Annotated in this window: 15 protein-coding genes; 7 read left to right on the plus strand and 8 right to left on the minus strand. The window is 38.9% G+C overall.

Annotation, left to right across the window (positions count from 1 at the left end):
* Nucleotides 1-89: 89 nt before the first annotated feature.
* The 3 genes from G521_RS17925 to G521_RS0115250 are packed head-to-tail and all read right to left on the minus strand — an operon-like array spanning nucleotide 90 to nucleotide 6,167.
* Entirely contained in the window at nucleotides 90-1,517 is a 1,428-nt protein-coding gene (locus G521_RS17925; RefSeq protein ID WP_026899288.1) for a PKD domain-containing protein, read from the minus strand.
* Between the two features lie 14 nt (nucleotides 1,518-1,531).
* On the minus strand, nucleotides 1,532-3,037 hold the full coding sequence (locus G521_RS0115245) for a RagB/SusD family nutrient uptake outer membrane protein (protein ID WP_026899289.1): 1,506 nt from the start codon (nucleotides 3,035-3,037) through the stop codon (nucleotides 1,532-1,534).
* Between the two features lie 16 nt (nucleotides 3,038-3,053).
* Nucleotides 3,054-6,167 (minus strand): SusC/RagA family TonB-linked outer membrane protein, encoded by a 3,114-nt coding sequence (locus G521_RS0115250; RefSeq protein ID WP_026899290.1) that lies wholly within the window; start codon nucleotides 6,165-6,167, stop codon nucleotides 3,054-3,056.
* 282 nt (nucleotides 6,168-6,449) lie between these two features.
* Between G521_RS0115250 and G521_RS0115255 the strand changes: the two genes are divergently transcribed.
* From G521_RS0115255 to G521_RS0115265, 3 genes are all read left to right on the plus strand, one after another.
* Nucleotides 6,450-9,371, plus strand: coding sequence for a triple tyrosine motif-containing protein (locus tag G521_RS0115255; protein ID WP_026899291.1), 2,922 nt, complete (start codon nucleotides 6,450-6,452; stop codon nucleotides 9,369-9,371).
* A gap of 134 nt (nucleotides 9,372-9,505) precedes the next feature.
* Nucleotides 9,506-10,675, plus strand: coding sequence for a DNA polymerase IV (gene dinB / locus G521_RS0115260; RefSeq protein ID WP_026899292.1), 1,170 nt, complete (start codon nucleotides 9,506-9,508; stop codon nucleotides 10,673-10,675).
* A gap of 1 nt (nucleotide 10,676) precedes the next feature.
* Nucleotides 10,677-13,601: a DNA polymerase III subunit alpha gene (locus tag G521_RS0115265; protein ID WP_026899293.1), complete on the plus strand. Its 2,925-nt coding sequence runs from the start codon at nucleotides 10,677-10,679 to the stop codon at nucleotides 13,599-13,601.
* 24 nt (nucleotides 13,602-13,625) lie between these two features.
* Here G521_RS0115265 and G521_RS0115270 read toward each other — a convergent pair whose 3' ends face one another.
* From G521_RS0115270 to G521_RS0115285, 4 genes are all read right to left on the minus strand, one after another.
* Nucleotides 13,626-14,411: a lysophospholipid acyltransferase family protein gene (locus tag G521_RS0115270; protein ID WP_026899294.1), complete on the minus strand. Its 786-nt coding sequence runs from the start codon at nucleotides 14,409-14,411 to the stop codon at nucleotides 13,626-13,628.
* 83 nt (nucleotides 14,412-14,494) lie between these two features.
* On the minus strand, nucleotides 14,495-15,169 hold the full coding sequence (locus G521_RS0115275; RefSeq protein WP_026899295.1) for a DUF6629 family protein: 675 nt from the start codon (nucleotides 15,167-15,169) through the stop codon (nucleotides 14,495-14,497).
* A 148-nt stretch (nucleotides 15,170-15,317) separates the two neighbouring features.
* Nucleotides 15,318-17,225: an AAA domain-containing protein gene (locus G521_RS0115280; protein WP_036679474.1), complete on the minus strand. Its 1,908-nt coding sequence runs from the start codon at nucleotides 17,223-17,225 to the stop codon at nucleotides 15,318-15,320.
* 80 nt (nucleotides 17,226-17,305) lie between these two features.
* A complete protein-coding gene (locus G521_RS0115285) occupies nucleotides 17,306-17,875 on the minus strand; it encodes a CDP-alcohol phosphatidyltransferase family protein (RefSeq protein ID WP_162141800.1) in 570 nt (189 codons plus the stop codon).
* A gap of 199 nt (nucleotides 17,876-18,074) precedes the next feature.
* Between G521_RS0115285 and G521_RS0115290 the strand changes: the two genes are divergently transcribed.
* From G521_RS0115290 to G521_RS0115305, 4 genes are all read left to right on the plus strand, one after another.
* Nucleotides 18,075-18,272 carry a YgaP family membrane protein gene (locus tag G521_RS0115290; RefSeq protein WP_245580884.1) on the plus strand — a complete coding sequence of 66 codons (198 nt, stop codon included), beginning with the start codon at nucleotides 18,075-18,077 and terminating at the stop codon, nucleotides 18,270-18,272.
* Between the two features lie 2 nt (nucleotides 18,273-18,274).
* Nucleotides 18,275-18,733 carry an OsmC family protein gene (locus tag G521_RS17480; RefSeq protein WP_036679478.1) on the plus strand — a complete coding sequence of 153 codons (459 nt, stop codon included), beginning with the start codon at nucleotides 18,275-18,277 and terminating at the stop codon, nucleotides 18,731-18,733.
* Nucleotides 18,734-18,937: 204 nt separating this feature from the next.
* Nucleotides 18,938-22,498 (plus strand): PKD domain-containing protein, encoded by a 3,561-nt coding sequence (locus tag G521_RS0115300; protein WP_081675098.1) that lies wholly within the window; start codon nucleotides 18,938-18,940, stop codon nucleotides 22,496-22,498.
* An 11-nt stretch (nucleotides 22,499-22,509) separates the two neighbouring features.
* Nucleotides 22,510-23,523 carry a PorP/SprF family type IX secretion system membrane protein gene (locus tag G521_RS0115305; protein WP_026899300.1) on the plus strand — a complete coding sequence of 338 codons (1,014 nt, stop codon included), beginning with the start codon at nucleotides 22,510-22,512 and terminating at the stop codon, nucleotides 23,521-23,523.
* A gap of 50 nt (nucleotides 23,524-23,573) precedes the next feature.
* On the opposite strand, the gene rpoN is transcribed toward G521_RS0115305, so the two are convergent.
* The gene (rpoN, locus tag G521_RS0115310) at nucleotides 23,574-25,046 is read right to left on the minus strand and encodes an RNA polymerase factor sigma-54 (protein WP_026899301.1); all 1,473 of its coding nucleotides are present in this window, start codon (nucleotides 25,044-25,046) and stop codon (nucleotides 23,574-23,576) included.
* Nucleotides 25,047-25,075 lie beyond the last annotated feature (29 nt).

Here is a 25,075-nt window from a genome sequence, read left to right on the forward strand (position 1 = left end):
GGAAGTAAGAGTAAGGGGTAAATATTGTATTTTAATAAATCAATTAAGCTTGCCGGAAATTTTCCGGCAAGCTTAAGAAAGAAATCTTATTACTGTAATTTAATATCATCAATATAGAAGAGACCGGCAATGTGATTGCCTTCACCTCCAATTTGAATCACAAGTCTGTCCAGATCTTTTCTGCTGACAGCTCCGCTAAAGTCGAAGGTAAGTTCTACCCAGCGATCTGTTTGAGTAACCTGCTGAACAACTTCCACCTGGTTAGACCATGGCTGCGCAGATGTTCCGTCCTGCAACTTTACAGAAACCTGCTTTAATAATCTTGGATTAGCCCATGATTCACCGGCGGCAGTTGTAAAGTCGTTCGAACCCGGGATGTACACTTTTAGGGTGATTTTATTGCGTGTAGTCAGATCAAACTTGTAATTAAAATCTGCAAACATATTTGCGAACATAAAGCCTGGTCCTTCCTGCTTTATATACATAGCTGCTTTAGCAGAGGCATTGATGGGAAGCGGAAGCGGATTATCATAACTTTCATTTAAAGTCAGGGTCTCTTTTTTCCATGTTACATTTCCATCCACATCAAAATTATCAAATATGTCTTCTGATTTTATCGGCTTGGCTTCAATAGGTCTGGTATAACCTTCACGTACCAAACGCTGCCACCAGGCATCAGAAGGTTTTTTAGAATTGCCCTTTATGTACAATTCATCTTGTGTTAATGATAAGATTTCATAACGGGTTGATCCGGAATAATATCCTATGAAACCACCTCCGGAAATGACAAGAAATTTTTTGCCATTTTCTTCAATAATACTCCAGGCCGAATTGGCTGATGGAGTATATGGAACTGTTAAATCATTGCTTCCGGATGCAGTACCGCCAAGATCTCCAACAAATTCCCAGTTAGAAAATGTATTACCATTATTGTTATTGGTAAACTTAAAGCCATTCAGGTTAAAAGTTACCCGGTCATCATAGTAACCTTCGCCGGCTTTATCATTAGCACCGGCCTGATACCATTCAGGAGTGGAAGCACCAGCCGGACCTACACCCAGATGTCCTTTGGTTTCCCCTTCAATACGCCATGTTTTACCATTTGCAGCAGCTGCTCCGCCGGTAAGCATGTTATAATCATCGCGATTAAGCATTGCAACATTTGTTTGTGCGATGGTGATAGTTTGTGTATTGGAGGTATAACCACCTTTGGTAAATACGGTTAATTTAACGGTGTACGTTCCTTTTAAAGGATACGATCCGTTTATTTGTCCGCCGTCGCCGGTATTGCCATTACCCAGATCCCAAACTGCTGTTATAGTTCCGGGAGTTTCATTCACAAATGAAACTACGTTTGGATTGCTTGCATCCGGCTTCACGCTAAACTTCACAAGATCTGAAGTAGGGACCGGCCCTAAAGAGCCATTAAATTCCTCCGGACTGCATGAAGCGAGTAATAATCCTGCGAAAGCAGCGACCAGATAATATAATCTTGAAATTTTGATTATAGATTTCATAATACTTTATAGATTTAATATCCAGGGTTTTGAACCAGTTTAGTGTTTGTTAATTCTGAAAGCGGAACAGGAAGAATTTCGTGTTTACCTGCTTTAAATCCTCTTGAGGCTAAAACAGAGGCTGCTCTTCCGGTTCTTACCAGGTCATACCAGCGATGTCCTTCTGAGGCCAGTTCCAAACGTCTTTCTAAATAAATATTATCCAGAGTTGCTGTGGTAGGATTCAAACCCACACGTGAGCGAACTGCATTTAATAAAGCGGCAGCTCTAACTAAATCACCACCTCCCTGAACCAATGCTTCTGCTTCCATCAGATAGGTATCCGCAAGACGAATCTCGATATAATCGTTCGGCCAGTTTAATTCAGGAATTCCACCTCCTTTTGATTGATACTCAAGCTTTGGTGCAAATTTTTCAATGAAATAACCGCTGTTTAAGTATCCTTTTTCGTAAGATGCTTTCCCGATTTTTTCAAGACTATCTACATCAGCAACTGTATACGGATAACGAGGATCCTTTTTCATGATGTTTACAAAATCAGTAAGAAACGGATTAAAACTCCATCCGGAAACATAAATAGGACCTGAATAACCCCGTGGGCCAAACATGGTTACAGCTACGTTTCCTTCAAATCTACCCCAGCTTCCCCAATCTGAATTGGCCTGTGTAGTTTTCACAATTTCGAGAATTGATTCGCTGTTAAATTTATTATTTGGTTTGAAGATATCGGCAAAATTAGTTAACAACTTATAACCATACTTGCTTGTTCCGCCCGGAGTTCCATTTACTTCAGCAAATTGCTGAGCAGCGGCAGTCCATTTTTTCTGGTAAAGCAACACTTTACCTAATAAGGCTTTAGCAGTTCCCTGCGTAACACGTCCGCCTTCCATTGCAGCCGGTACTGTAAGCGGAAGATTTGGAATAGCATCTGCCAAATCCTTTTCAACCTGCGCATAAATCAGTTCCGGGGCTACCTGTGTTGCATTGTATATTTCATCAGTAGAAACCGGTGCGGTAAAAAGCGGCACATTTTTAAATAATCTTACCAGATCAAAATAGTAATAAGCCCGGAGGAATTTTGCTTCAGCAGTATATCTGCTTGTAGTGGCTGCATCAAGACCGGGAATTCCGGTTTCGATTTTAGACAACAGCACATTGGTGCGTGAAACCCCTGTAAAGTTTCTGTTCCAGTAATCGCCCTGCGGACCCTTTGACGGATCTAAAGTATAATTACTCCAAACCTGCCAGGTTTCCATATCGGCTGATCCGCCACCACCGGCAACGTGATCATCAGACGCACTGTTTAATGCACCGAAATTATGGTAGGTATTTACGGTTTCAAATCCCATTGGATCATAAGCAGCAACCAATCCGGCAAAAGCCTGATCCGGATTTTGGTAATAGGTGGATTCCAGAAGTGTGCCTTTGGGATCTACTTCCAGGAAATCTTTTTGACAGGCCGTTATAATTAGCAAACCGGCTGTTACAGCTGTGATTGCTTGAATGTTAAATCTTTTCATTTGTTTATTCATTAAATTATAATCCAACATTTAAACCGAACAGGAAGGAGCGGGACTGAGGATAAATACCTCTGTCGATTCCGTAACTTCCTCCGGTTCCAATTTCAGGATCAAAACCGGTGTATTTTGTAAATGTAACCAGGTTATTGCTGCTTACATAGATACGAGCCTTGCTTAATCCTGCTTTGCTGGTAAGTGAAGATGGTAAGGTGTAACCCAGTTGCAATGTTTTAATCCGGAAATATGCTCCATCCTCTAAGAAGAAATCTGAAGGATTTGAGAAATTTCTGTTTTCATCATTGGTAGTTAACCTCGGATAAGTATTGGATGATCCTTCTCCGGACCAACGGTTTAAAGCTTTAGACTGCCAGTTTGCATTCGGAATATCTAATCTTCTAAGTCCCTGAAAAATTTGATTTCCTGAAACTCCCTGACCGAAAACTAACAGATCAAGATTTTTCCAGTTTGCATTCATTGTAAATCCGTAAGTAATGTTTGGAGTAGGATCTCCAATGAAAGTACGATCTGCCTGATCTATTTTTCCATCTGAATTAATATCCGACCAACGGAAATCACCAGGCTTTGCATTTGGTTGAATTAAACCATTAGCTCCTGTATAGGCATTAATTTCTGCCTGATTCTGGAATATTCCATTAGATTGAAAGCCATAGAACGAACCAATAGCTTCGCCAACAGCGATCCGTGTGATTGGATATGCGCTGTTTTGGATGTTGGCACCGCCATCTAAAAAGGATTTTCCTTCTCCTAAATAAGTTACTTCATTTTGAAGGAAAGATAAATTGCTTCGTACGTTCAGGTTTAATTTACCTAGTTGTTTCTGATACCCAAGTTCGAATTCAAGACCTCTGTTTTCCATATCGGCAACATTACCCCATGGAGAACCGGTTGAGCCTACATAACCCGGAAGTGCAATAGTTTGCAGAATTCCGCTTGTTTTTTTATTGTACCAGTCGAACGTGAAGTTGAAATTCTGAAACAGAATCGCATCTAAACCAATATTTAACTGGCTGGTTTCTTCCCATTTCAAATCCGGATTTGCCGGAGCATCCGGACTATAACCAATGTAGTAATTATCATAGCCGAAAACATAATTACGGTTTGCACCTACGGTAGAAATATAACGGAAATCACCTAAGTTATCATTTCCTACAATACCATAAGAACCTCTGATTTTCAACGTATTTACAACGTTATTTTCTACCCAGAAATCTTCACGTGAAGGTACCCATCCAACAGAAGCAGAAGGAAAATAACCGTATTTATTATTACTACCGAATCGGGATGAACCATCTCTACGGATGATACCTGTGAAAAGGTATTTTTCCCCGTAATCATAAATAACCCTTCCAAATAATGAACTTACAGTATGATTAATTCCTTCGTAAGCATCAGAAGTTCTGTTTGCAGTTGGAACTTTCAGGTTAAAAGATGCTTCATCAAATGAATTTGCAGCAATATTAGAAAAGGAAAGATATACTCCGCTTGAATTGTTATCTCGATAAGCTCCTTGTCCGGCTAATACAGTAAAATTATGTTTATCTATAGTTTGAGTATAGGATGCTGTATTTTCAAGATTCCAGTTAAATGCCTGGTTTCTGTCGCGGTTAAAAGCAGTTTGGCTACTTTGCTGCGCAGGATTTAAATAATACAATGGTCTGAAACTTTCACCTCCCCAATAGGCAAGTTTAGCTCCTACAGTTGAACGGAACTTTAAACCTTTAATTGGCTCTACTTCTGCGTATACGTTTCCTACTATATTATCAGACCATCCGTAATTGCCCAGTTGTGTTTGGATATAAGCAAAAGGATTGGTCATTTCCTGTCCCACCGCCTGTGAAATTCCATAAGGATTTCCGTTGGCATCGCGAACTACCCGCTGTGTACTGTATGGAGAAGCTCCTGCCACAGCCGGATCAGTAATAACAATTGGAGTGATAGGATCAAGGTTGATCACAGAACTTAACGGACCGCCAAATTCAGTGTTTGTTCCCAATCCTCCCTGAGATTTAATGTGAGAATAACCTACGTTCTGACCCACATTTAACCAGTCTTTAATTTTATGAGCTGAGTTTAAACGGATATTATAACGGTTATAATTTGATATGTCGCTGGCAATAATACCTTGCTGATCAAAATATCCAAAAGAAGTATAATAGGTAGATTTTTCATTTCCGCCACTTAAGCTTATTTCGTGATTCTGGATTTTTGCATTATCATTAAAAAGCGCATCCTGCCAGTTTGTACCTTCACCATATGATTGCGGATCTGCGTAAACAATACCACCACCACCGGCAACAGAAGCTTCATTTCTTAAAGTTGCATACTCTGTAGCATTTAACATGTCCAGTCTTCTAACCGGCGACTGAGTTCCGTAATAGGCAGCATAATTAATATTCATGCTTCCTGATTTACCTTTTTTGGTAGTTACCAGGATTACACCGCTTGCTGCCCTTGCACCATAAATTGCAGCAGATGCCGCATCTTTAAGTACCTGGATAGATTCAATGTCATTTTGGTTCAGGTAATCAATACCACCAACATCCACAACAACTCCGTCTACAACATATAACGGATCACTGTTTCCTAAAGTGGTAGTACCTCTAACACGTACAGTTGCAGAAGCGCCCGGTGCACCGGAGCTAGATGCAACAGTTAAGCCAGATGCCCGACCCTGAAGAGCTTGTTCAACCCTGCTAATCTGCTGATTCTCGATGTCTTTAGAATCAACGCCAGATATAGCGCCGGTTACAACACTTTTCTTTTGAGTTCCGTAACCTACAACCACAACTTCTTGTAAAGCACTGGAACTTTCTAATAAAGAAATGTTAATTGAATTTGAATTGTTAACTGTAAAAGTTTGGGTTTCCATACCCAGTTGTTTAAATTCTAATACAGATCCGGCTTTTGGAACCCGTATAGAAAATTTTCCGGCTTCATCAGTGCTGGTGCCGGTAGTAGTACCCATAACTGTAACAGTAACTCCGGGCAATGGTAATCCATCAGATTTTGAAGTCACTTTTCCACTTACCTGAAATTCTTGTACCTGAGAGAAAACAGGACTAAAGAGCGCACAGTAAATGAAGAGAACTAGCGTAATCATTCTTTTCATAAAAGATAATTTTTAGTTATTTAGTTAAAATTGGTTAGTTAGGTTACTTTTAATTAGGTAACGCTTTTTCAAAAGTAATTGCAAAACACTACACTCGTCTTTTTATCACTACTACATAACCTATACAAACGCTTATAAATCTTCTAATAAAGGCTATTTAAGCCGCAACATAAATACTACATCATCATAACTTCATTCTATTATTAATTTCTATATTTATCCCATAAGTTAATGATATAAATAGCCCAAAATGCTGCATCTGTATATTAAATTCTTTGTGTTATGAACGTGTTCCGGATACTTTTTATACTCTTTTTTTGCTCATTTAATGTAGTTGCACAAAATCAGATCGGCACACCTCAAATTCTCAATTACAGTAATCTTACCTATAAAGCAGGTACTCAAAACTGGGATTCGGGACAGGACAAGCAAGGGGTTATGTATTTTGGGAATAATGAGGGGCTGCTTACTTTTAATGGTAAGTTCTGGAATCTTTATCCCCTCCCTAATAAAACAGTGGTAAGGTCATTAGAAATTGACGAGAGCGGAAGAATATATGTGGGCGGGCAGGATGAGGTAGGGTATTTTTTCCCGGATGGAAACGGAAAACTGGTATATCATTCCCTCAAAGAACTTTTGCCTAAAAATGAACATCAGTTTGCTGATATATGGAATATCTGTATAGTTAACCGGCAGGTTTTTTTCAGATCTGTAAGTAAAATACTCCATCTAAAAGACGGACTCCTTAAAATTGTTAAACCTGATACCGAATGGGTATTTCTGGAGAAAGCAAAAAACCGCTTATATGCTCAGGAGCGTAAAAGAGGTTTGATAACTTACAGCAATGGTATTTGGAAACCTATTTGTCAGGATCCAGTGCTTAACAAAATTACAATCACCTCGATACTGGAATATGGCAATGATGCCTTGTTAATTACCACGTTAAAAAACGGACTGTTCCTGCTTATAGATTCAAAGTTAATTCCCAAAAAAACGGATATAGATCAGATTCTTTACAGCGATCGAATCTATTGTGCTGTTGGTGTTAATAATGACTGGTATGCTCTAGGAACAACTTCCGCCGGAGTCTTAATTATTGATAAAAATGGAAAACTGATTCAGAAATATTCTTTTCCGGAAGGACTTCAAAAAAATAATATCAGAAACGTATTTATTGATCATAACAAAAATTTATGGCTGGGCCTTGATGATGGAATTGATTTTATGGCCATTAACAGTGCTATAAAGCAAATATATCCCGATAATAATAAGCAGGTAACCAGTTATGCCATGCGCATTTTTAATCAGAAATTATATATAGGCACCTCCAATGGATTATTCCGTTCTACACCTCTCTCAGCTACCGAAAAGGATATCAGTTTATCAAACGGTACTTTCTCAGAAGTAAAAAATACAAAGGGCCAGGTTTGGGGTTTAGACGAAATCAATAATAATTTGTTGCTTGCCCATGAAGACGGCATGTTTGTGGTCAATGAAAATTCAGTTGAACAGGTATACTCTTCGCAGGGCACCTGGCTATTTAATCCGGTATCTGATTTTTTTCCTACTGATCATGTTATTGCCGGTACATATACCGGGCTGCACAGCCTGGCTTTTAGAAATGGAAAATTTATTGATCAGGGCCGGATTTCCGGTATTAAAGATCCCTTACGGTTTACATTGTATGATGCAGCCAGTAATTCTATCTGGGCTTCTCATCCGTATCACGGTATTTACCGCATCGAACTAACTTCAGATTACAGGCAAATTAAAAAAACTACACTTTATACAAAGAATAACGGATTACCGTCAACACTGTATAATTATGTATTCAGAATTAAAAACCGAACGGTTGTAGCTACCGAAAAGGGCATTTACGAGTATAACAGCGCAAATAATAAATTCGTAAAATCTCCACAGCTTTACGAACCGCTAAAAAATATTCCAATACAATATCTTAAAGAAGATCAAGCCGGAAATATTTGGTTTGTAAGCAATAAGGAAGTCGGGATTATAGATTTTAACAAACCAAAACCTGGAAAAACATATTCTCTGGTTTATTTTCCGGAGCTTTCATCAAAAGTGGTGGGAGGCTTTGAGTCCATTTATCCGGTAGATGAAAATAATATTTTTATAGGAGCCAATAAAGGGGTGTTTCATCTCAATTATCAGAAATATATTCAGAATATTAATAAACTTAGTTTATTGATTGGAGAGGTTCGCACATCCGGAAAAAAAGACTCTGTTATTTTTGGGGGATATTTTCTTAAAGATACCCAGCTTGCTTCTGTTCAGGATCCTAAATCTGATGTGGCTTTTAGCAAAAGCAATTTCAATTCCATTCATTTTGAGTACGCATCCACGCTTTATGAGCAGCAGAATAATATACAATTCAGTTATCAGCTTGCCGGTTTTGATAAAGAATGGTCTGCCTGGTCAGAGAAAAGTGAAAAGGATTACACCAATCTGCCTGCCGGGAAATATATTTTTAAAGTGAAAGCCCGCAACAACCTTGGAAATTCATCTGATCCGGTATCATATACTTTTGAAATTTTACCGGCCTGGTATCAAAGCACGCTGAGCTATTTGGTCTATTTTCTATTGCTGGTCTCGCTGATTAACCTGATTGTTAAATGGCAGCATAAAAGACATCTTAAAGAACAGGAAAAGTTAAAATATCTGTACCGGCTGGAGGTTGAAAGGAATGAGAACGAAATTGTTAAGCTTCAAAATGAAAAGCTGGAAGCAGACGTAAATTTTAAGAATAAAGAACTGGCCAGCACCACCATGCATTTGGTTCAGCGGGGGAAAGTTTTGGCAAAAATTAAAGAAGTTGTTTCAAATCTGGCTAAAATGCCCAATGCCGATGACAATTCGTCTGATTTGAAACAGATTTCCCGCTTACTAAATGAAGTTGAAAAAAGAGATGCCGATTGGGATCAGTTTTCTATCCATTTTGATCATGTTCATTCTAATTTCTTATCAGAAATTAAAGAAAGGCACCCCAACCTTACTCCTAATGAATTAAAATTATGTGCTTACCTTAAAATGAACCTTTCTTCAAAAGAGATTGCCCAGCTAATGAGTATTACCATCAGAGCTGTGGAAGTAAGCCGTTACCGTTTGAGAAAGAAACTTGGCATACCCTCAGAAGTTAACCTGTTTGATTATCTGATGCAAACTATTCAGAAAGATGTTTCCTGATTTCCCTATATAGATTTTAAGATTTATTCCCAGATTTTCAAAGTTTAATTAAATCAGCATCTTAAAGAAATAGCAGATATGTAAACCATTTTACTAAAAATATTAGTAATTTTACAGGCCAATAGGATTCCAACATGGCCACTCATTTAAATCGTCGTTTTATTTCTCACTTTGATCTGGATACCTTTTTTGTAAGCGTAGAGCGGTTGAAAAACAGCAAGTTAAATGGTGTTCCTTTAATTGTTGGAGGCACCAGTGACAGGGGAGTTGTAGCTGCCTGCAGCTATGAAACACGTGCTTTTGGTGTACATAGTGCCATGCCCATGAAACTGGCTTTAAGGCTTTGCCCTCAGGCGCAAGTTGTTAAAGGCGATCATGATAGTTACAGCCATTATTCCCGGGCAGTAACTGATATAATTAAAGAGAATGTTCCGGTTTATGAAAAGGCCAGTATTGATGAATTCTATATGGATCTCACCGGCATGGACAAATTTTTTGGCTGCAGCAAATTCACCGCCGAGCTGAAGCAAAAAGTAATGAAGGAAACCGGACTTCCAATCTCCTATGCACTTGCCTCCAATAAACTGATTTCTAAAATTGCAACCAATGAAGCCAAACCAAACGGACAGCTGGAAATTTATCTGGGTGAAGAAAAACCTTTTCTGGCACCTCTTGCCATTGAAAAAATGCCGGGTATTGGCCAAAAGACATCGGGCCTGTTAAGGCAAATGGGGGTAGAAACCATTAAGGTTCTGAGTGAAATTCCGCCGAGGATGCTTGAAAGCCGCTTTGGGAAAACCGGCATAGATCTTTCAAGGCGGGCCAACGGGATTGATATTACACCGGTTATTCCTTATTCAGAGCAGAAAAGTATTGGCAAGGAAGATACATTTGAGAATGATACCATTGATGTACATTTTCTTTACAGCCAGTTGGTTCGCATGACCGAAAATGTTGCTTTTCAGTTACGCCAGCAAAAAAAACTATGCGGATGCGTGACGGTAAAACTGCGCTATGCAAACTTTGATACCTACACCAAACAAGCAGTGATCAGCTATACTGCATCAGATAATACCATCCTGGCAACAGCAAAAGAATTATTTAAGAAATTATATGATAAGCGACTGTTGGTACGGCTTATTGGAGTGCGGCTAAGTCATTTAGTGCAGGGTCAGCACCAGATTGATTTATTTACCGAAACCGAAGAAAGTATCCGCTTGTACCAGGCAATGGATCATATCCGGAGAAGGTTTGGGGAGGACGCTGTATTCAGAGCAGCAGCAAAAAACTTAAGCAGGGTATAAAATGTATATCAACTGCAAAACCTATTTTAGTTATCGCTATGGCACTTATGGTACCGAGGAATTAGTGAATCAGGCCGCTGAATTGGGCTTACGCTCTTTGGCACTCACCAATATTAACGGTACCCCGGATGCCTGGGATTTTGTGGATTTTTGCCGCAAAAAAGAAATCAGACCAATCCTTGGTTCTGAAATCCGGAACGGAAATAATTTGTGCTATATACTTCTGGCTAAGAATAATACAGGGCTGATGCAGATTAATCGCTTTATTTCAGAGCAAAAAAGAAGTAAAACTGATTTTCCGGAAAGGCCCGAACCGGGAGAGAGCGTATATATTATTTACCCGCTTGGTAAACTGCCGCCCGAGAGCCTGACTGAAAACGAATTGATTGCTGTAAAACCTTCCGAGATTAACAAACTGCTGAGATTACCTGTAAATAAATATCCTGATAAGTATGTAATAGGACAGCCGGTAACATTTCAAAATAAACGGTATTTTAATGTTCACCGACTATTGAGGGCCGTAGATCAGAACACGCTGATCAGCAAACTAACTCCGCAGGATATTGCTTCGCCGGATGAAGTTTTTAGACCTGAAGCCGAATTGATGGCCATTTTTACGACCTTTCCGGCGATGATCTCACGAACTATTCTGCTAACCCAGGAATGCGTTATAGAAACACCGCTGCGGACAGATAAAAATAAAAAAACATATACTGGCTCGCTGGATGGCGATTTGAGCCTTTTGAAAAAGCTGGCATTTGAAGGAGTGAAACAACGCTATGGCAAGGCAACTCCGGAAATTACAGACCGGATTACCAAAGAACTTAAAGTAATTAAGCAGCTGGGTTTTAATGCCTACTACCTTATCGTTTGGGATATTATTAATTACGCCCGCAACCAGAATTTTTTTTACGTAGGACGTGGCAGCGGAGCCAATTCCATTGTGGCGTATCTTCTGCATATAACCGACGTGGAACCAATCAGTCTGGATTTATATTTTGAGCGTTTCCTCAATGAATTCCGTACTTCGCCCCCCGATTTTGATATTGATTTTAGCCATATAGACCGTGACGCAGTAATTGATTATGTTTTTAAACGCTTTGGCTCCGAACATGTATCGTTATTAGGTATGTACAGCACCTTTCAGAGAAGGGCTATTATCAGGGAACTGGGAAAAGTGCTTGGAGTTCCAAAAGCAGAACTGGATCATCTGGTAGCCAATAATCAATCTACTTTCTCAGAAGACAGCATTCAGCGGAAGATTCAAAAATATGGTTCGCTGCTCGAAAGCTTTCCTAATCATCACTCCATTCATGCCGGGGGAATCCTGATTTCTGAAAGTCCCATATTTGCTTATTGCGCCCTGGAGATGCCGCCCAAAGGCTTTGCTACCTCGCAAATGGATATGTTTCTGGCCGAAAAAATCGGATTGTACAAACTCGATATTTTGAGTCAGCGGGGTTTGGGGCACATTAAGGAAACTATGCGTCTGGTTCAGGCAAATAAAGGAATTAGTATTGATATTGATAAAGTGCAGGATTTCATGAAAGATGAAAAGGTGGCCGACAAAATCAGAAGAGCAGATACCATTGGCTGTTTTTATATCGAAAGTCCAGCTATGCGGCAGTTGCTGCTAAAACTCAGATGCGATGATTACCTCACTCTGGTGGCTGCCAGTTCGATTATCCGGCCCGGGGTTTCCCAGTCGGGGATGATGAAACAGTATATTTATAATTACCATCATCCCAAAGAAGTAAAATATCTGCATCCCAAAATGGAGGAATTACTAAAGGAAACTTACGGGGTAATGGTTTATCAGGAAGATGTAATTAAGATAGCGCATCACTTTGCCGGATTGGATATGGCCGAAGCTGATATTCTTCGCCGGGCCATGTCGGGAAAATACCGGGGTAAGGATGAAATGGAGCGTATCGAAAGAAAATTCTTTGTAAATTGTACAGAACGCGGTTACCCGGATGATATCAGCCGGGAAGTATGGCGGCAGATTGCTAGTTTTGCCGGTTACTCATTTAGTAAAGCACATTCCGCCAGTTTTGCCGTTGAAAGTTATCAGAGCTTGTACCTGAAAACCTATTTCCCCATGGAGTTTATGGTAGGAGTGATCAATAATTTCGGAGGCTTTTACCGTACCCAATTTTATTTTCATGAACTAAAAAAATCAGGGGCACGGGTCCATCAGCCTTGCGTCAATCGCAGTGAATTTTATACTTCTATCAGTGGGGAGGATGTATTTACCGGATTTGTACATATCGAGAAACTCAATGCTTCATTGATCGAGAAAGTTCTGCGGGAGCGAACTGAAAACGGTATTTTTATTAGTTTACAGGATTTTATCGAACGGGTGCAGCCCGGCCTGGAACAGTTAAATATTCTCATTCGTATTTCTGCATTACGCTTTACCGGTATCAATAAAAAAGAATTATTGTGGAAAGCCAACTTCCTGCAAAAGCGAACAAAAAATCATCCGGTTACTGCATCGATGTTTGCCGAACCGGAAGTTGAATTTAATCTTCCCGAATTTAGTCAGTATCCTCTGGAGGATGCTTTTGATGAAATTGAAATTTTGGGCTTTGCTTTAGGCGATTCATTTGCCCTGGCTGATGATAATTTAGAAGGAATAACCTATGCAAAAGATCTGGCAGTTAATGCCGGCAAAGAGGTTACTGTAATTGGTCAGCTGGTAACCACCAAAGATTCGCGGACTAAAAAGAATGATTACGTGGCTTTTGGTACTTTTTTAGATCCTAAAGGCGACTGGCTGGACACAGTTCACTGGCCCAACGTGATCCGGCAATTTCCTTTTATGGGGAACGGATTTTATAAAATGCAGGGTAAGGTAATGCAGGAGTTTGGTGTATATGCTGTGGAAGTAAGGGAAATGAAAAAGATCGGGTTTAAAAAATAAAGCCTGCCTGAAATATTGACTGATTTAAACCTGAATATTTTTCTGATAATCTGATAAAGATTCCCGCACAAATCCTGACCAGACAGAGGGATTTTTCATTATTTCCTGTTCGAAAAAAACAAGCAGGGTTTGCATATCGCCAGGTAAATCGGTATTTAATATGTTGGGATATAATGTTGGACCGCTATGAATACAAATATTTCCGTGTTGAAATACAGGTAAAATGGCCTGTAAAGGCACATTCGCAATTCTGGCAAGTCTTGCCGGGAGTAAAGAGATATTGCAATTAGTATTCAGAAACTGTAACGGGCATGTATCTAAATTATTAAAAACGTCGATCATTAAAATAAGTTTACCGCCTCCCTGTAAATGATTCACCAGATGCCGTAATTCAATAATGCCTTTGCCTTTTTTTTGAATTTGATAGGCCTGCTTATTTGATTTATTACCACTGATAATAAGCGAATAATAATTCTCCAGGCAGTATTGAACAAGTAATCTGGCCCAGGGAGTATGACAGGTGACTATAACACAGCCCCCATCCGGCAAGGATAATTGGAAATCTACCAACCTGAGAATATCCTTTTTAAGAGCCGTTCTGATTAATACAGAAATTAAAGGTCTGAAAAGCCTGATGATCCAAATGCTTTGAAGGTTTTTATACATTACTGCGGGAGAGGAACCAATGCATTTAGGAATAATTAAAAAACCTGCCTTGCCGCTATAATAATGTAGTGCTGCAATTATTTTTGAAAAATAACTGCAGGATGCTATGCCGGCCCTTAAAAACAATGGTTTTCTACTTAACATTCAAGCTCATCAAGTATTCATTGAAAGTTATCAAATGGTATGTTTAAAGTAATTTGTAGACTAAAGAAATTTATCCTTCTATTTTAATTTTTAAAATTGCTAATCAGCGGATCATGTCTTCTGAGGTTTTGACGATTTAGAATATAGTAAACTATAACGCTGAGTATTGTTGCGAAAAAGCACCAGACGGAGGTGATATAAGCATTGTAAATAAGATACGTGAAAATATAAGATACAAGGATAAAAACGCCCATCCACCACATTCTTTTCACACTCGAAATAAAAAAAGGAAGTATGGTTGAAAGGCCATATAAAATATTTGCAGGTAAACGTAAATATCCCTGATCTGCAATAATATACTGAACATGATGGCCGTCAATCCGGGTAATTATAGGATAAAGTAACATGCAGAAAATATGATAGATACCCAGTATGATTCCTGCTGCTAACAAAATATAAAGTATGCTTCTTTGCCTGCTTCTTTCTTCGAGCAATAACATACAGAGAGGAATCCAGATTGGCCAGATTATGTGCGAGAAGCTCAGAAAGAAATTTATCGGGATAGATTGCCAGCCGGCAAATGAAAGGCTAACGAATGAAAGCCATACAAAACCCTCAGCAATTTGCTGAAGAGCAAAAAAGAATGGAAAAACAGCGAGCATAAACTGCGGAGATGTTTCAGCCTTTCTCACTGTAGCAATTCCGATTATGGAAAGTACTGCACCTGCACCAAAACTTACACTTGCAGAAAAACACATACAACCTGTTTAAGAAAATGATAAACTAATTAGGTGTAATACAGTTAATTGGCTGATAGCTGGTCAGGGTCAAACTCTCTTAAAGTTAATCTTATCTTTTCTTAAAATTAGAATGATGAGTACATTATTTTGCGACTGAAACAGAAATTTACATAAACTCCCAGGCGCTTTTATATCCATTTATCTGCTCTGCATATTCTATAAAATCGGCATAGAAAGCAAGGCGGGAGAGGGTTGCGCTGTCGCCGATCACAACCAGTTTTTTGCGGGCACGGGTCATGGCAACGTTCATACGCCTTATGTCAGACAAAAATCCGATGGTTCCTTCTGAATTACTTCTTGTCATACTGATATACACAATATCCCGCTCCTGTCCCTGGAAACTGTCAATGGTATTTACAGAAATTTTGTGCGTGTAAGGTTGCAGATCGGGCGACTGAAGCAAGAGCTCTTTAAGCACATGAATTTGCTCTTTATATGGAGAAATAATGGCTACAGAAGGTAATTTTTCCTTCGGGCATTTTATTATCAGTTCGGCCATCAATAAGCTCAAATGCTTTATAAGCAATGCCGCTTCCTCAGAATTGCTCGTGCTGGTACTTTCAGATTTTTCTTCGAACCCGCATCCTGCTGTATCGATAAAATTAAGAGGCAAATCTCCCGGGAACAACAAGTGATTGGCGACAGAAGAATGTGCCTTCAATCTATTTTCGTAAAATACTTTGGAAGAATATTCCATAATGAGGCTATTCATCCGGTATTGTTCTTCCAGTAAAACAACAGCTTCGGGATGCAATTGAATACATTTCTCCAGCAAAGTTTTGTTTAAACCCTTTCTGCCGGCTTCATCAGATTTGATGGTTGGCGAAAGCTGAAAAGGATCGCCGGCAAGGATCACTTTTTGCGCTTTCAAAATCGGAATCCAACAGGCAGGTTCTATCGCCTGACCGGCCTCATCAATTACCAGCGTATGATAGTTGATTTTTGAAACTGTATAATGATTCGATCCGACGAGGGTAGCAGTTATAACCTGGGCTTTGCTGAGCAAATCTTCCTGAATATATTGTTCAATATTTCCCGCTTCTTTTATGATCTTATAAGCTTCATCAAAAAGCGCTTTGCGTTGTTCGCGTTCTGAACGCCCAAAGTTGCGTTTATATTTATGAGCCATATTGCGGAATTCGGCAGCTTGCTTTTTCAGACCACGAATTTCTTTCATACTGCTGTGTGCAGCAGTTTTGTTATCAAGCGTAAGCGACATTAATTTTTCAGAAACCCTTGCCGGATTACCAACCCTGATTACGTCAAGTCCTTCATCTGCCAATTTTTCGGTTAGCAGATCTACCGCAGTATTGCTGGGAGCAACCACCAGTATTTGTTTTCCGTTCTGCTTAATCAGCGCTTTTATAGCCTGAACCAATGTAGTGGTTTTACCTGTCCCGGGCGGGCCGTGAACAATTGCCAGATGATTTGAGGAAAGAATTTTATTTAAGCTGTTCTGTTGCGAAGTATTTAATTTCGAAACCTGAACCGGGTTATTTGAGTTTTGAAAAACAGGTTTACTTAATCCGCTGAGGACTTTGACAAGGTCGTTGTCTGAATTATTTTCAAGTATTTTGGATGCCGCTTTAAGAGCGGCCTGCATTTCGTCGTAACTTTTATCATCAAACAATAATTCTATTCCGAGTTTTCCATTATTAGCCCAATCAGGCAGTTCATCTTCCCGCAAAGAAATTTTAAGGCGGTTGCCGTTTTGAAAAGTGATCGTTCCTTCCAGCCGGTCATTCTTCGCATCGTGATTTGAAAACAGGACTGCAGATGCGCCAAATCTCAGCTGATGATTGATATCCTGATGAGTGGTCCGTTCTGTTTCTACCGTTAAATAATCGCCGCGGCTTATTTCTGTATTTCTGATAGCGATAGGATACCAGACTATTCCGGCAGCCCGGCGTTCTGCTACAGAGGTGGATTGATTTAATTGCTGGTAAGATCGGAGATCTTCTTCACGTTCGATCTTTAATAAATTCAGAAGATTTTGAAAATAGGATACAGACAATATATGTTATTTGGAGAAGCAGCAAAATTAGGATTCTTAATCTATTTTATTTAAGAAAAGCGGTATTAAGATGAATATATCTATAACCTTTTTTGCTCCTTCACAACCCAGTAAACACCCTTCACATTTTGCTTTGGCTCCTTTAGAAGATAAACAAGAATCATATCTTCCAGAAGTGAAATAATAAGAAGTGAAGCTGCAATAAGATAAAGCCCTGGAAATTTCTTTCCGTAGAAAAAAAGAATATAAAAAATCCCCATGGTGCTAAAAGCAATTTTTGCCGAATATGTATGAAAACTGGATGGCCTTTTATACTTGTAAACTGCCATCAAAACTTGTACTGCATATAATATTATGATGACATTTAATGATATTTTATGATCCTTCAAAAATGCTTTTTTGAATCGGAACAAGCCCGCGGTCATCATTTGCATGGTAGCCAGATCTCCAAGCGAATCTAATTTTGCACCCCTTGAAGTTTCCTGTTTAAGCAAGCGAGCCAGAAAGCCGTCGATGGAATCGGAGGCTAAGCTTATAATTGCCAGCATAATAAAAAGCTGTTGCTTCTTTTTGAAAATACTGTAAGCCAGAACAGGCGCAGCAAAAAGCCGGTACAAAGAAAAAAAATCAGGTACGGTAAGCTTCACCATGCGTTTTATGATTTTAACTATGAAACTATTGTGTTCCATTCAGATTGTCTCTGTGCTTTAGGATTCAAGAAGTTACGTTTTTCTATCAACCTTCTTACATCAATTTAATTCAATATTTCCAATATGTAACATAAGTCATTTCGCATGAATTTTGACCGCTGTATTTTTGTATATAAAAAATAAAAAGATGAAAAAAAACATGGGTTCAGCTGATAAAATAATCAGATTGATTTTTGCAGTAATCATTGCCGTTTTGTACTTCACTCAAATTGTGTCAGGAACTTTAGGCATCATATTATTAATTTTTGCAGCAGTACTGGTCATAACAAGTTTTATAAGTTTTTGCCCGCTTTATTTACCTTTTAGAATCAGTACCCGCAATAACAAATTGAATTAATTATGGCTCAACATGAAATTGATTCCCAGTGGATGGGTAAAATGCAATTTAATTCTTTCATTAACGGCCATACAATTGTTATGGATGCACCAGAAAAGGTTGGAGGTGAAGACAGCGGACCTATTCCCAAACCTTTCCTGCTTACTGCTCTTTCTGGTTGTACCGGGATGGATATTGTATCTATTCTCAGAAAAGCACAAAAAGAAGTTAAAGATCTAAGCATTAAAGTAACCGGTGAACTAAGCAAACAACAGCCTATAGAATATCTCTCAATACATGTGACCTACGATTTTTTAGGTGAAGAGATGAATAAAGAAGCTGCCATGGATGCAGTTAGCCTGTCTCAGGAAAAATATTGCGGAGTCAGTCATTTATTAAAGAAAGCTTTGCCTGTAACCTGGGAAGTAAATTATAATGAAATAGCTGTGTTTGATAATAGGATTTCTGAAGTTGAAGTCTGAGAGGTAACCTTAACAACAGATTTTTCAAAAAGGCTCATGGAATTTTTTCAGGCATAATTGAAGAATATTCAAAAATTCCTTTTGTACAATTGAATGTGCAGAACTGATTCTTGACTCATTTTCATATATTTAGAGAAGCTTTTAAACCTGGTTTTTGCAATAAGCAAATTCTAATTGTATAAATGCATCTATGCCCTCTAAATAATGTCTTTAATTAAAAGTACTGTCAGATTTTTGCTGTTGATGGTTTTTGTAAGCTTTGCATTTACAACAAAAGCGCAAAATACTTCTAATAAAGGAAAAGATTTTTGGCTGGGCTATGGAAACCATGTACGAGGTTACACCAATAATACGCAGCAAATGGCTGTGTATATTACTTCTGATGTAAGTACTACCGGGAGAGTAGAAATTCCAGGCATAAATTTTTCCCGGTCATTTAAAGTAACGGCCAATTCTATTACTGTAGTAGATATTCCGCAACAGGCATTTCTTGCCGGAGAAGGTCTGTATAATCTGGGAATTCATGTTACGGCCGAAAAGCCGGTAGTAATGTATGCTCATATTTATGATCAGAATGTATCGGGTGCAACTCTTGTGCTTCCAACTACCACGCTGGGCAAAGAATATTATTCGATCAATTATAAACAGGTTTCCAATCAGGCCGACTCTTATTCCTATTTTTTTATAGTAGCAGTTGAAGACAGTACACAGGTGGAAATTGTTCCGGCTGCAGCTACACAAAGAAATGCGGCAGGCGTTCCTTTTATCGTAAATCTAAAAAAAGGACAGGTTTATCAGGTTTTGGGAAGATCCACAACCTCATCTTTCGGTGATTTTAAAGGAGTAGACCTAACAGGATCAACAATCCGATCCGTAACCAGTACGGCGGAGCCATGCAAACCCATAGCCGTTTTTTCCGGAAGCGGCAAAATAGCCATAGGCTGCGGACCTACCGAATCCGGCTCTTCTGATAATTTATATCAGCAAGTTTATCCAACCGCGGCCTGGGGGCGAAAATTTATAACTGCACCACTTAAATCCCGGAATTACGATATTTTGCGGATTTTAAAAAGTAGTCCTTCTGCCGTTGTCAGGTTAAACGGCGCTATCATTAATAATTCTCAATTTATAAATAATCTTTACTATGATTTCCCTTCACAAAAAGTCAATGTGATAGAGTCAGATAAATCGATACAGGTAGTACAATATGCAGTAACACAAGGGAAAGAAATTAATTGCGGCTCATATGAAGAGTTTGCCGGTGATCCGGAAATGATCTTCTTAAATTCGGTTGAACAAAATATCGAGAATATTACGGTTTACTCCTCATCTGCATTTAATATTAGTTCCCATTTTATTAATGTTATTATAGAAACAAGTACTGCTCCCAGTTTCAGAATTGATGGTTTGCCTGCTAATTTTATTCCTGTTAGTGGAGATCCCCAATACTCTTATGCTCAGATTAGTGTTGGAGCCGGCGTTCATAACTTAAAAGCGGAAAAAGGATTTAATGCAATTGCTTATGGATTTGGGTTTGCAGAATCATATGGTTATTCTGCCGGAGCGAATGTAAATAATCTCGGCATCCAGATAGAAAGTTTAGTCACTGATACCCTAACAAGTACAGGCTGTGTATCAGAACCGCTCCGTTTCAAAGTAAACCTGAGTTATCAGCCAACCAAATTAACCTGGAATTTAAAAGATGGATCGGAGCCAAGGATTATAAATAGTCCGCAAAGCGACAGTACTTTTATAAAAAACGGCAATACATTCTATGTATACGAACTGAAAGATACGATCAGGTATTCTGTTGCAGGAGAGTACAGTGTGGATGCAATTTCTGAAAAGCCGTCGCCCGATGGCTGCGGAAGTTCTGAGCAGCTAACTTTTGATTTTTCAATATATAACCCGCCGGTATCTGAATTTACTTCAGCAACAACAGTTTGTGTGAGTTCAGTTTTGCAATTTACTGATCAGAGTGATGGAAAAGGAAGAGAACTTAACAGCTGGTTATGGGATTTTGGAGATCCGGAATCCGGAACATTGAATTCTTCTTCAGAACAAAATCCAGTGAATGTATATACTAAACCGGGAACATATCCTGTGAAGCTAACCGTGACAAATAATTCTAACTGCGACCCGGTTGTTTCCGAGATCCGGTTTGTAAATGTTTTCTTTAAGCCAGAATCTTTATTTTCCATAAGTCAGCCAGCCTGCGTCAATCAGTCCATTCAATTCACTAATAAATCAACTTCTGAAGGAACGGACATAACAAAATGGAACTGGGATTTTGGTGATGGTCAGACATCTACGGAACAGAACCCTCAGCATACCTTTACTTCAGCAGGAAATTACATCGTTAAACTCTTTACAGAAAATAATGTAAGCTGCGTATCCGATACTTTTAGTTTGGCCCTAACAATAAATCCTTCTCCAATTGTTGAGTTTGAAACTCCTGAAATCTGTCTGGCAGATGCAGTAGCCAGTTTTGTTAATAAATCAACAATTCCTTCCGGTAATTCTTCCAACTCAACTTATTTATGGGATTTTGGAGATCCAAATGCCAATGCACAAAATCCGGTCACATCGACTAGTGAAAATCCCACCCATATTTATTCATCGGCCGGTGTTTATACAGTGACACTTACTGTGACTACAGATAAAGGCTGCCCAATAACCATTTCTAAAGAGTTTACAGTAAATGGAAGTATTCCGGCAGCAGATTTTACTATTCTGAATGATGGCCGATTATGCAGTTCTGAGCCTGTTGTTTTTGTAGATTTAGCTCGTGTAGACTTTGGCGAATTAACCCGGATAGAATGGTATTTTGATGCTGTAAATCAACCAGCAATAATGCTTACAGATGAATTTCCTAATTTGCGGTCTGACACCCCAAAACAATATTCTTTTCAATATCCTGTTTTTCATGCACCTTTAACAAAAACAATTACTGTCAGAATGAGGGCATTTTCGGGAAATGTATGTGTTGATGAAAAAATTAAAACATTTGTGCTGAATGCGATGCCTGAAGTTCTGTTCGATTCCATTCCTGATATATGTCTGGAAGCCCAGCCTGTTACTTTAACGCAGGCTCGTGAAATTCATAATTTCGCCGGATCTTCTCAATATTCAGGTAATGGGATTAATTCGCAGGGAGTCTTTAATCCGTCAATTGCCGGTGCCGGAACACATACTATTACCTATACTTTTACTGCTTCTAATGGTTGTGTTGATTTTAAAACGCAAACCGTAAAGGTTTTTGAAACTCCGCAAATAGATGCCGGCCCGGATCAGATCATTCTGGAAGGAGGGGAGACACGGTTACCTGCCAGCGCAAACGGCGGGAATTTAATTTATAAATGGAGTCCTTCCACAGGATTAAGTAGGGATGATATATTAAATCCTGTTGCAAGTCCTTCAGAAGATATCACCTATACTCTTCAGGTCCGGTCCTCCGAAGGTTGCGAAGCTGTTGACCAGGTTTTTGTTCAGGTTTTAAAAACACCGGTAATTCCAAATACTTTTACTCCAAACAATGATGGATTTAATGATTTTTGGAATATCAAATATTTAAGCAGCTATCCTGAGGCAATTGTTGAAATATTTAACCGTTACGGAGAAAAGGTTTTCAGTTCTAAAGGTTATCCCATTTCATGGGATGGCAAATTTCGTGAAAATGATCTCCCAACCGGAACTTATTATTATATTATCAGCCCAGGGAATGGAAGAAAAACAATGTCCGGATCGGTTACTATATTAAGATGATCTTTTATTTTATGAAAAGAATTTGTTCAATTATTTTAGTCATTTTATGCAGTCAGATGCTATATGCACAGCAACGACCTCAATATACCCAATACATTTTCAATAATTATATATTGAATCCAGCCATTTCCGGAATCGAAAATTATATTGATGTTAAGGCCGGTTACCGTAATCAGTGGGAAGGTTTAACAGACGCTCCTGTAACGTCATATGTGTCTTTGCATGCACCGTTGGGTAAAAAATTTACCTATGGTTCTGCAACTTCTGTAGCCGAAGGTGGAGGGGATAACCCGATGAATCGTAGCTATTTACAAACTTACCGGGCTTCAGAACCCCACCATGGTGTAGGTTTTCATATTGTATCAGACAAAACCGGACCTATTTCCAGAACAGACGTTAATTTGACGTATGCATATCATCTGGGAATTACTGAGAGTTTAAACTTAGCGGTAGGTGTGGCTGCGGGTGTGTCACGAATAAATTTAGATGTTTCCAAAATAACTTTAGAAGAAGAATTTGACCCGGCAATTATTTCGGGTGCTAACAGTAAAACACAACCTGACCTTGGCGCAGGCGTTTGGTTGTATGGCCCAAGATACTTTGCAGGAGTATCTGCACAGCAATTATTGGGAAGACCCTTAAGCTTTTCGGATGATGCTTCTTATGACCAGGGAAAACTTGTTCCGCACATGTTTTTTACTGCCGGTTATAAGTTTTATCTGGGTGATGATATTGCTGCTATTCCATCAACAATGATAAAGTATGTTTCTCCTGCGCCGGCATCTATTGATGTAAATATGAAGGTTGCTTTCAGAGACAAGTTCTGGCTTGGAGGAAGCTATCGTAAAGATGATTCTTTCGCGGCATTAGCCGGATTTAACCTTGGGTCGTTTCTGAATCTAAGTTATTCGTATGATTTTACCACATCAAACCTACGCTCGGTAAGTAACGGAACACATGAAATAGTTCTTGGCATATTCTTAAATAACCGTTATAAAGTTAGTTGTCCGCAAAGAAACTGGTAGATATAATTTTACCTGACTGATTAAAGTCAATTAGTGTAGAACACTTGACTTTAAAGTTCTTTTCTTAATCTGGCTACAGGTATATTCATTGCTTCGCGGTATTTGGCAACCGTTCTCCGGGCTATGTTATAGCCTTTTTCTTTCAGGATTTCTGTTAGTTTTTCATCCGCTAATGGTCTGCGTTTATCTTCTTTGCCAATACATTCTTCCAGAATCTTTTTTACTTCTTTATTAGAAACTTCTTCACCGCTGTCCATTTGTATAGCTTCAGAAAAGAATGATTTTAAAAGAAAAGTTCCGAATTCTGTTTGAACGTATTTTGAATTTGCTACCCTAGATACTGTGGAAATATCCATCCCGATTCTATCGGCAATGTCTTTTAATATCATGGGTCTCAGATTTTTATCATCTCCCGTAAGGAAATAATCATACTGGTAATTCATGATGGCATTCATGGTTTTAAGCAATGTTTGCTGACGTTGTTTTATAGCGTCAATAAACCATTTTGCAGAATCAAGCTTTTGCTTTACAAACTGTACTGCTTCTTTCAGTTTTTTATCTTTCTGGGCAGTTTTATCGTAATGCTCAAACATTTCCTGGTAAGACCGGCTTACGCGAAGTTCAGGTGCATTTTTAGAATTCAGTGTCAGGAATAAAATCCCATCACTTTTACTAATATGAAAATCAGGAATAACCTGCAGCTGCTTGGTAGTAACTGCATTAGAGCCGCCCGGTTTCGGATTTAATTTTAAAATCTCATTGATAACCTCTTTCAGTTCTTCTGAATTCATATTCAGAGACCGTTCGAGTTTATCGTAATGTTTTTTCGTGAATTCTTCTAGATGATGCTCTACCACATTAATTGCTTTTTGAACCGTGGGCAGATGATCCCGTTTGCGTAATTGGATCAGCAAGCATTCCTGCAAATCGCGTGCACCAACGCCTGAAGGATCAAACGACTGAATCACTTTAAGCATTTCTTCGACATCTTCCTCTTCGGCCATAACGTTTTGAGAAAAAGCCAGATCATCAATCAAAGAGGTGATTGGACGGCGCAGATATCCATCGTCGTCCAAACTTCCAATAATTTGCTGACCGATTATAAAGTCCTTGTCAGAAAGGGGAATAAGATCCAGCTGCGCTTGCAGACTTTCAAAAAATGAACTTTGAATCGCTATTGGAATTTCTTTGCGTTCATCTTCATCGTCTCCGTTTTGTTCGTATTTAGATCCGTAATCGTTTATGTTATCATCCTGCAAATAATCATCAACGTTAAATTCATCTAAACTGTCTTTAGAATCCTCGGTATTAAAAGAATCATCATCAGGGTCTTTATCAGGATATTCTTCAGTCGGTTCATTCATATTAGCCAGACTCAAATCTTCCAATGCAGGGTTTTCTTCAAGTTCTTCTTTAATTCGGGTATCCAGGGCTACGGTAGGAACTTGTAATAGCTTAATGAACTGAATTTGTTGAGGAGATAACTTTTGTAGAAGTTTTTGCTGGAGATTCTGTCTTAACATAGGGCCAAATTTACATATTTATGCGAAAG

The sequence above is a fragment of the Daejeonella oryzae DSM 19973 genome (assembly GCF_000422945.1).
In the GTDB taxonomy this organism is placed as follows: Bacteria; Bacteroidota; Bacteroidia; order Sphingobacteriales; family Sphingobacteriaceae; genus Daejeonella; species Daejeonella oryzae.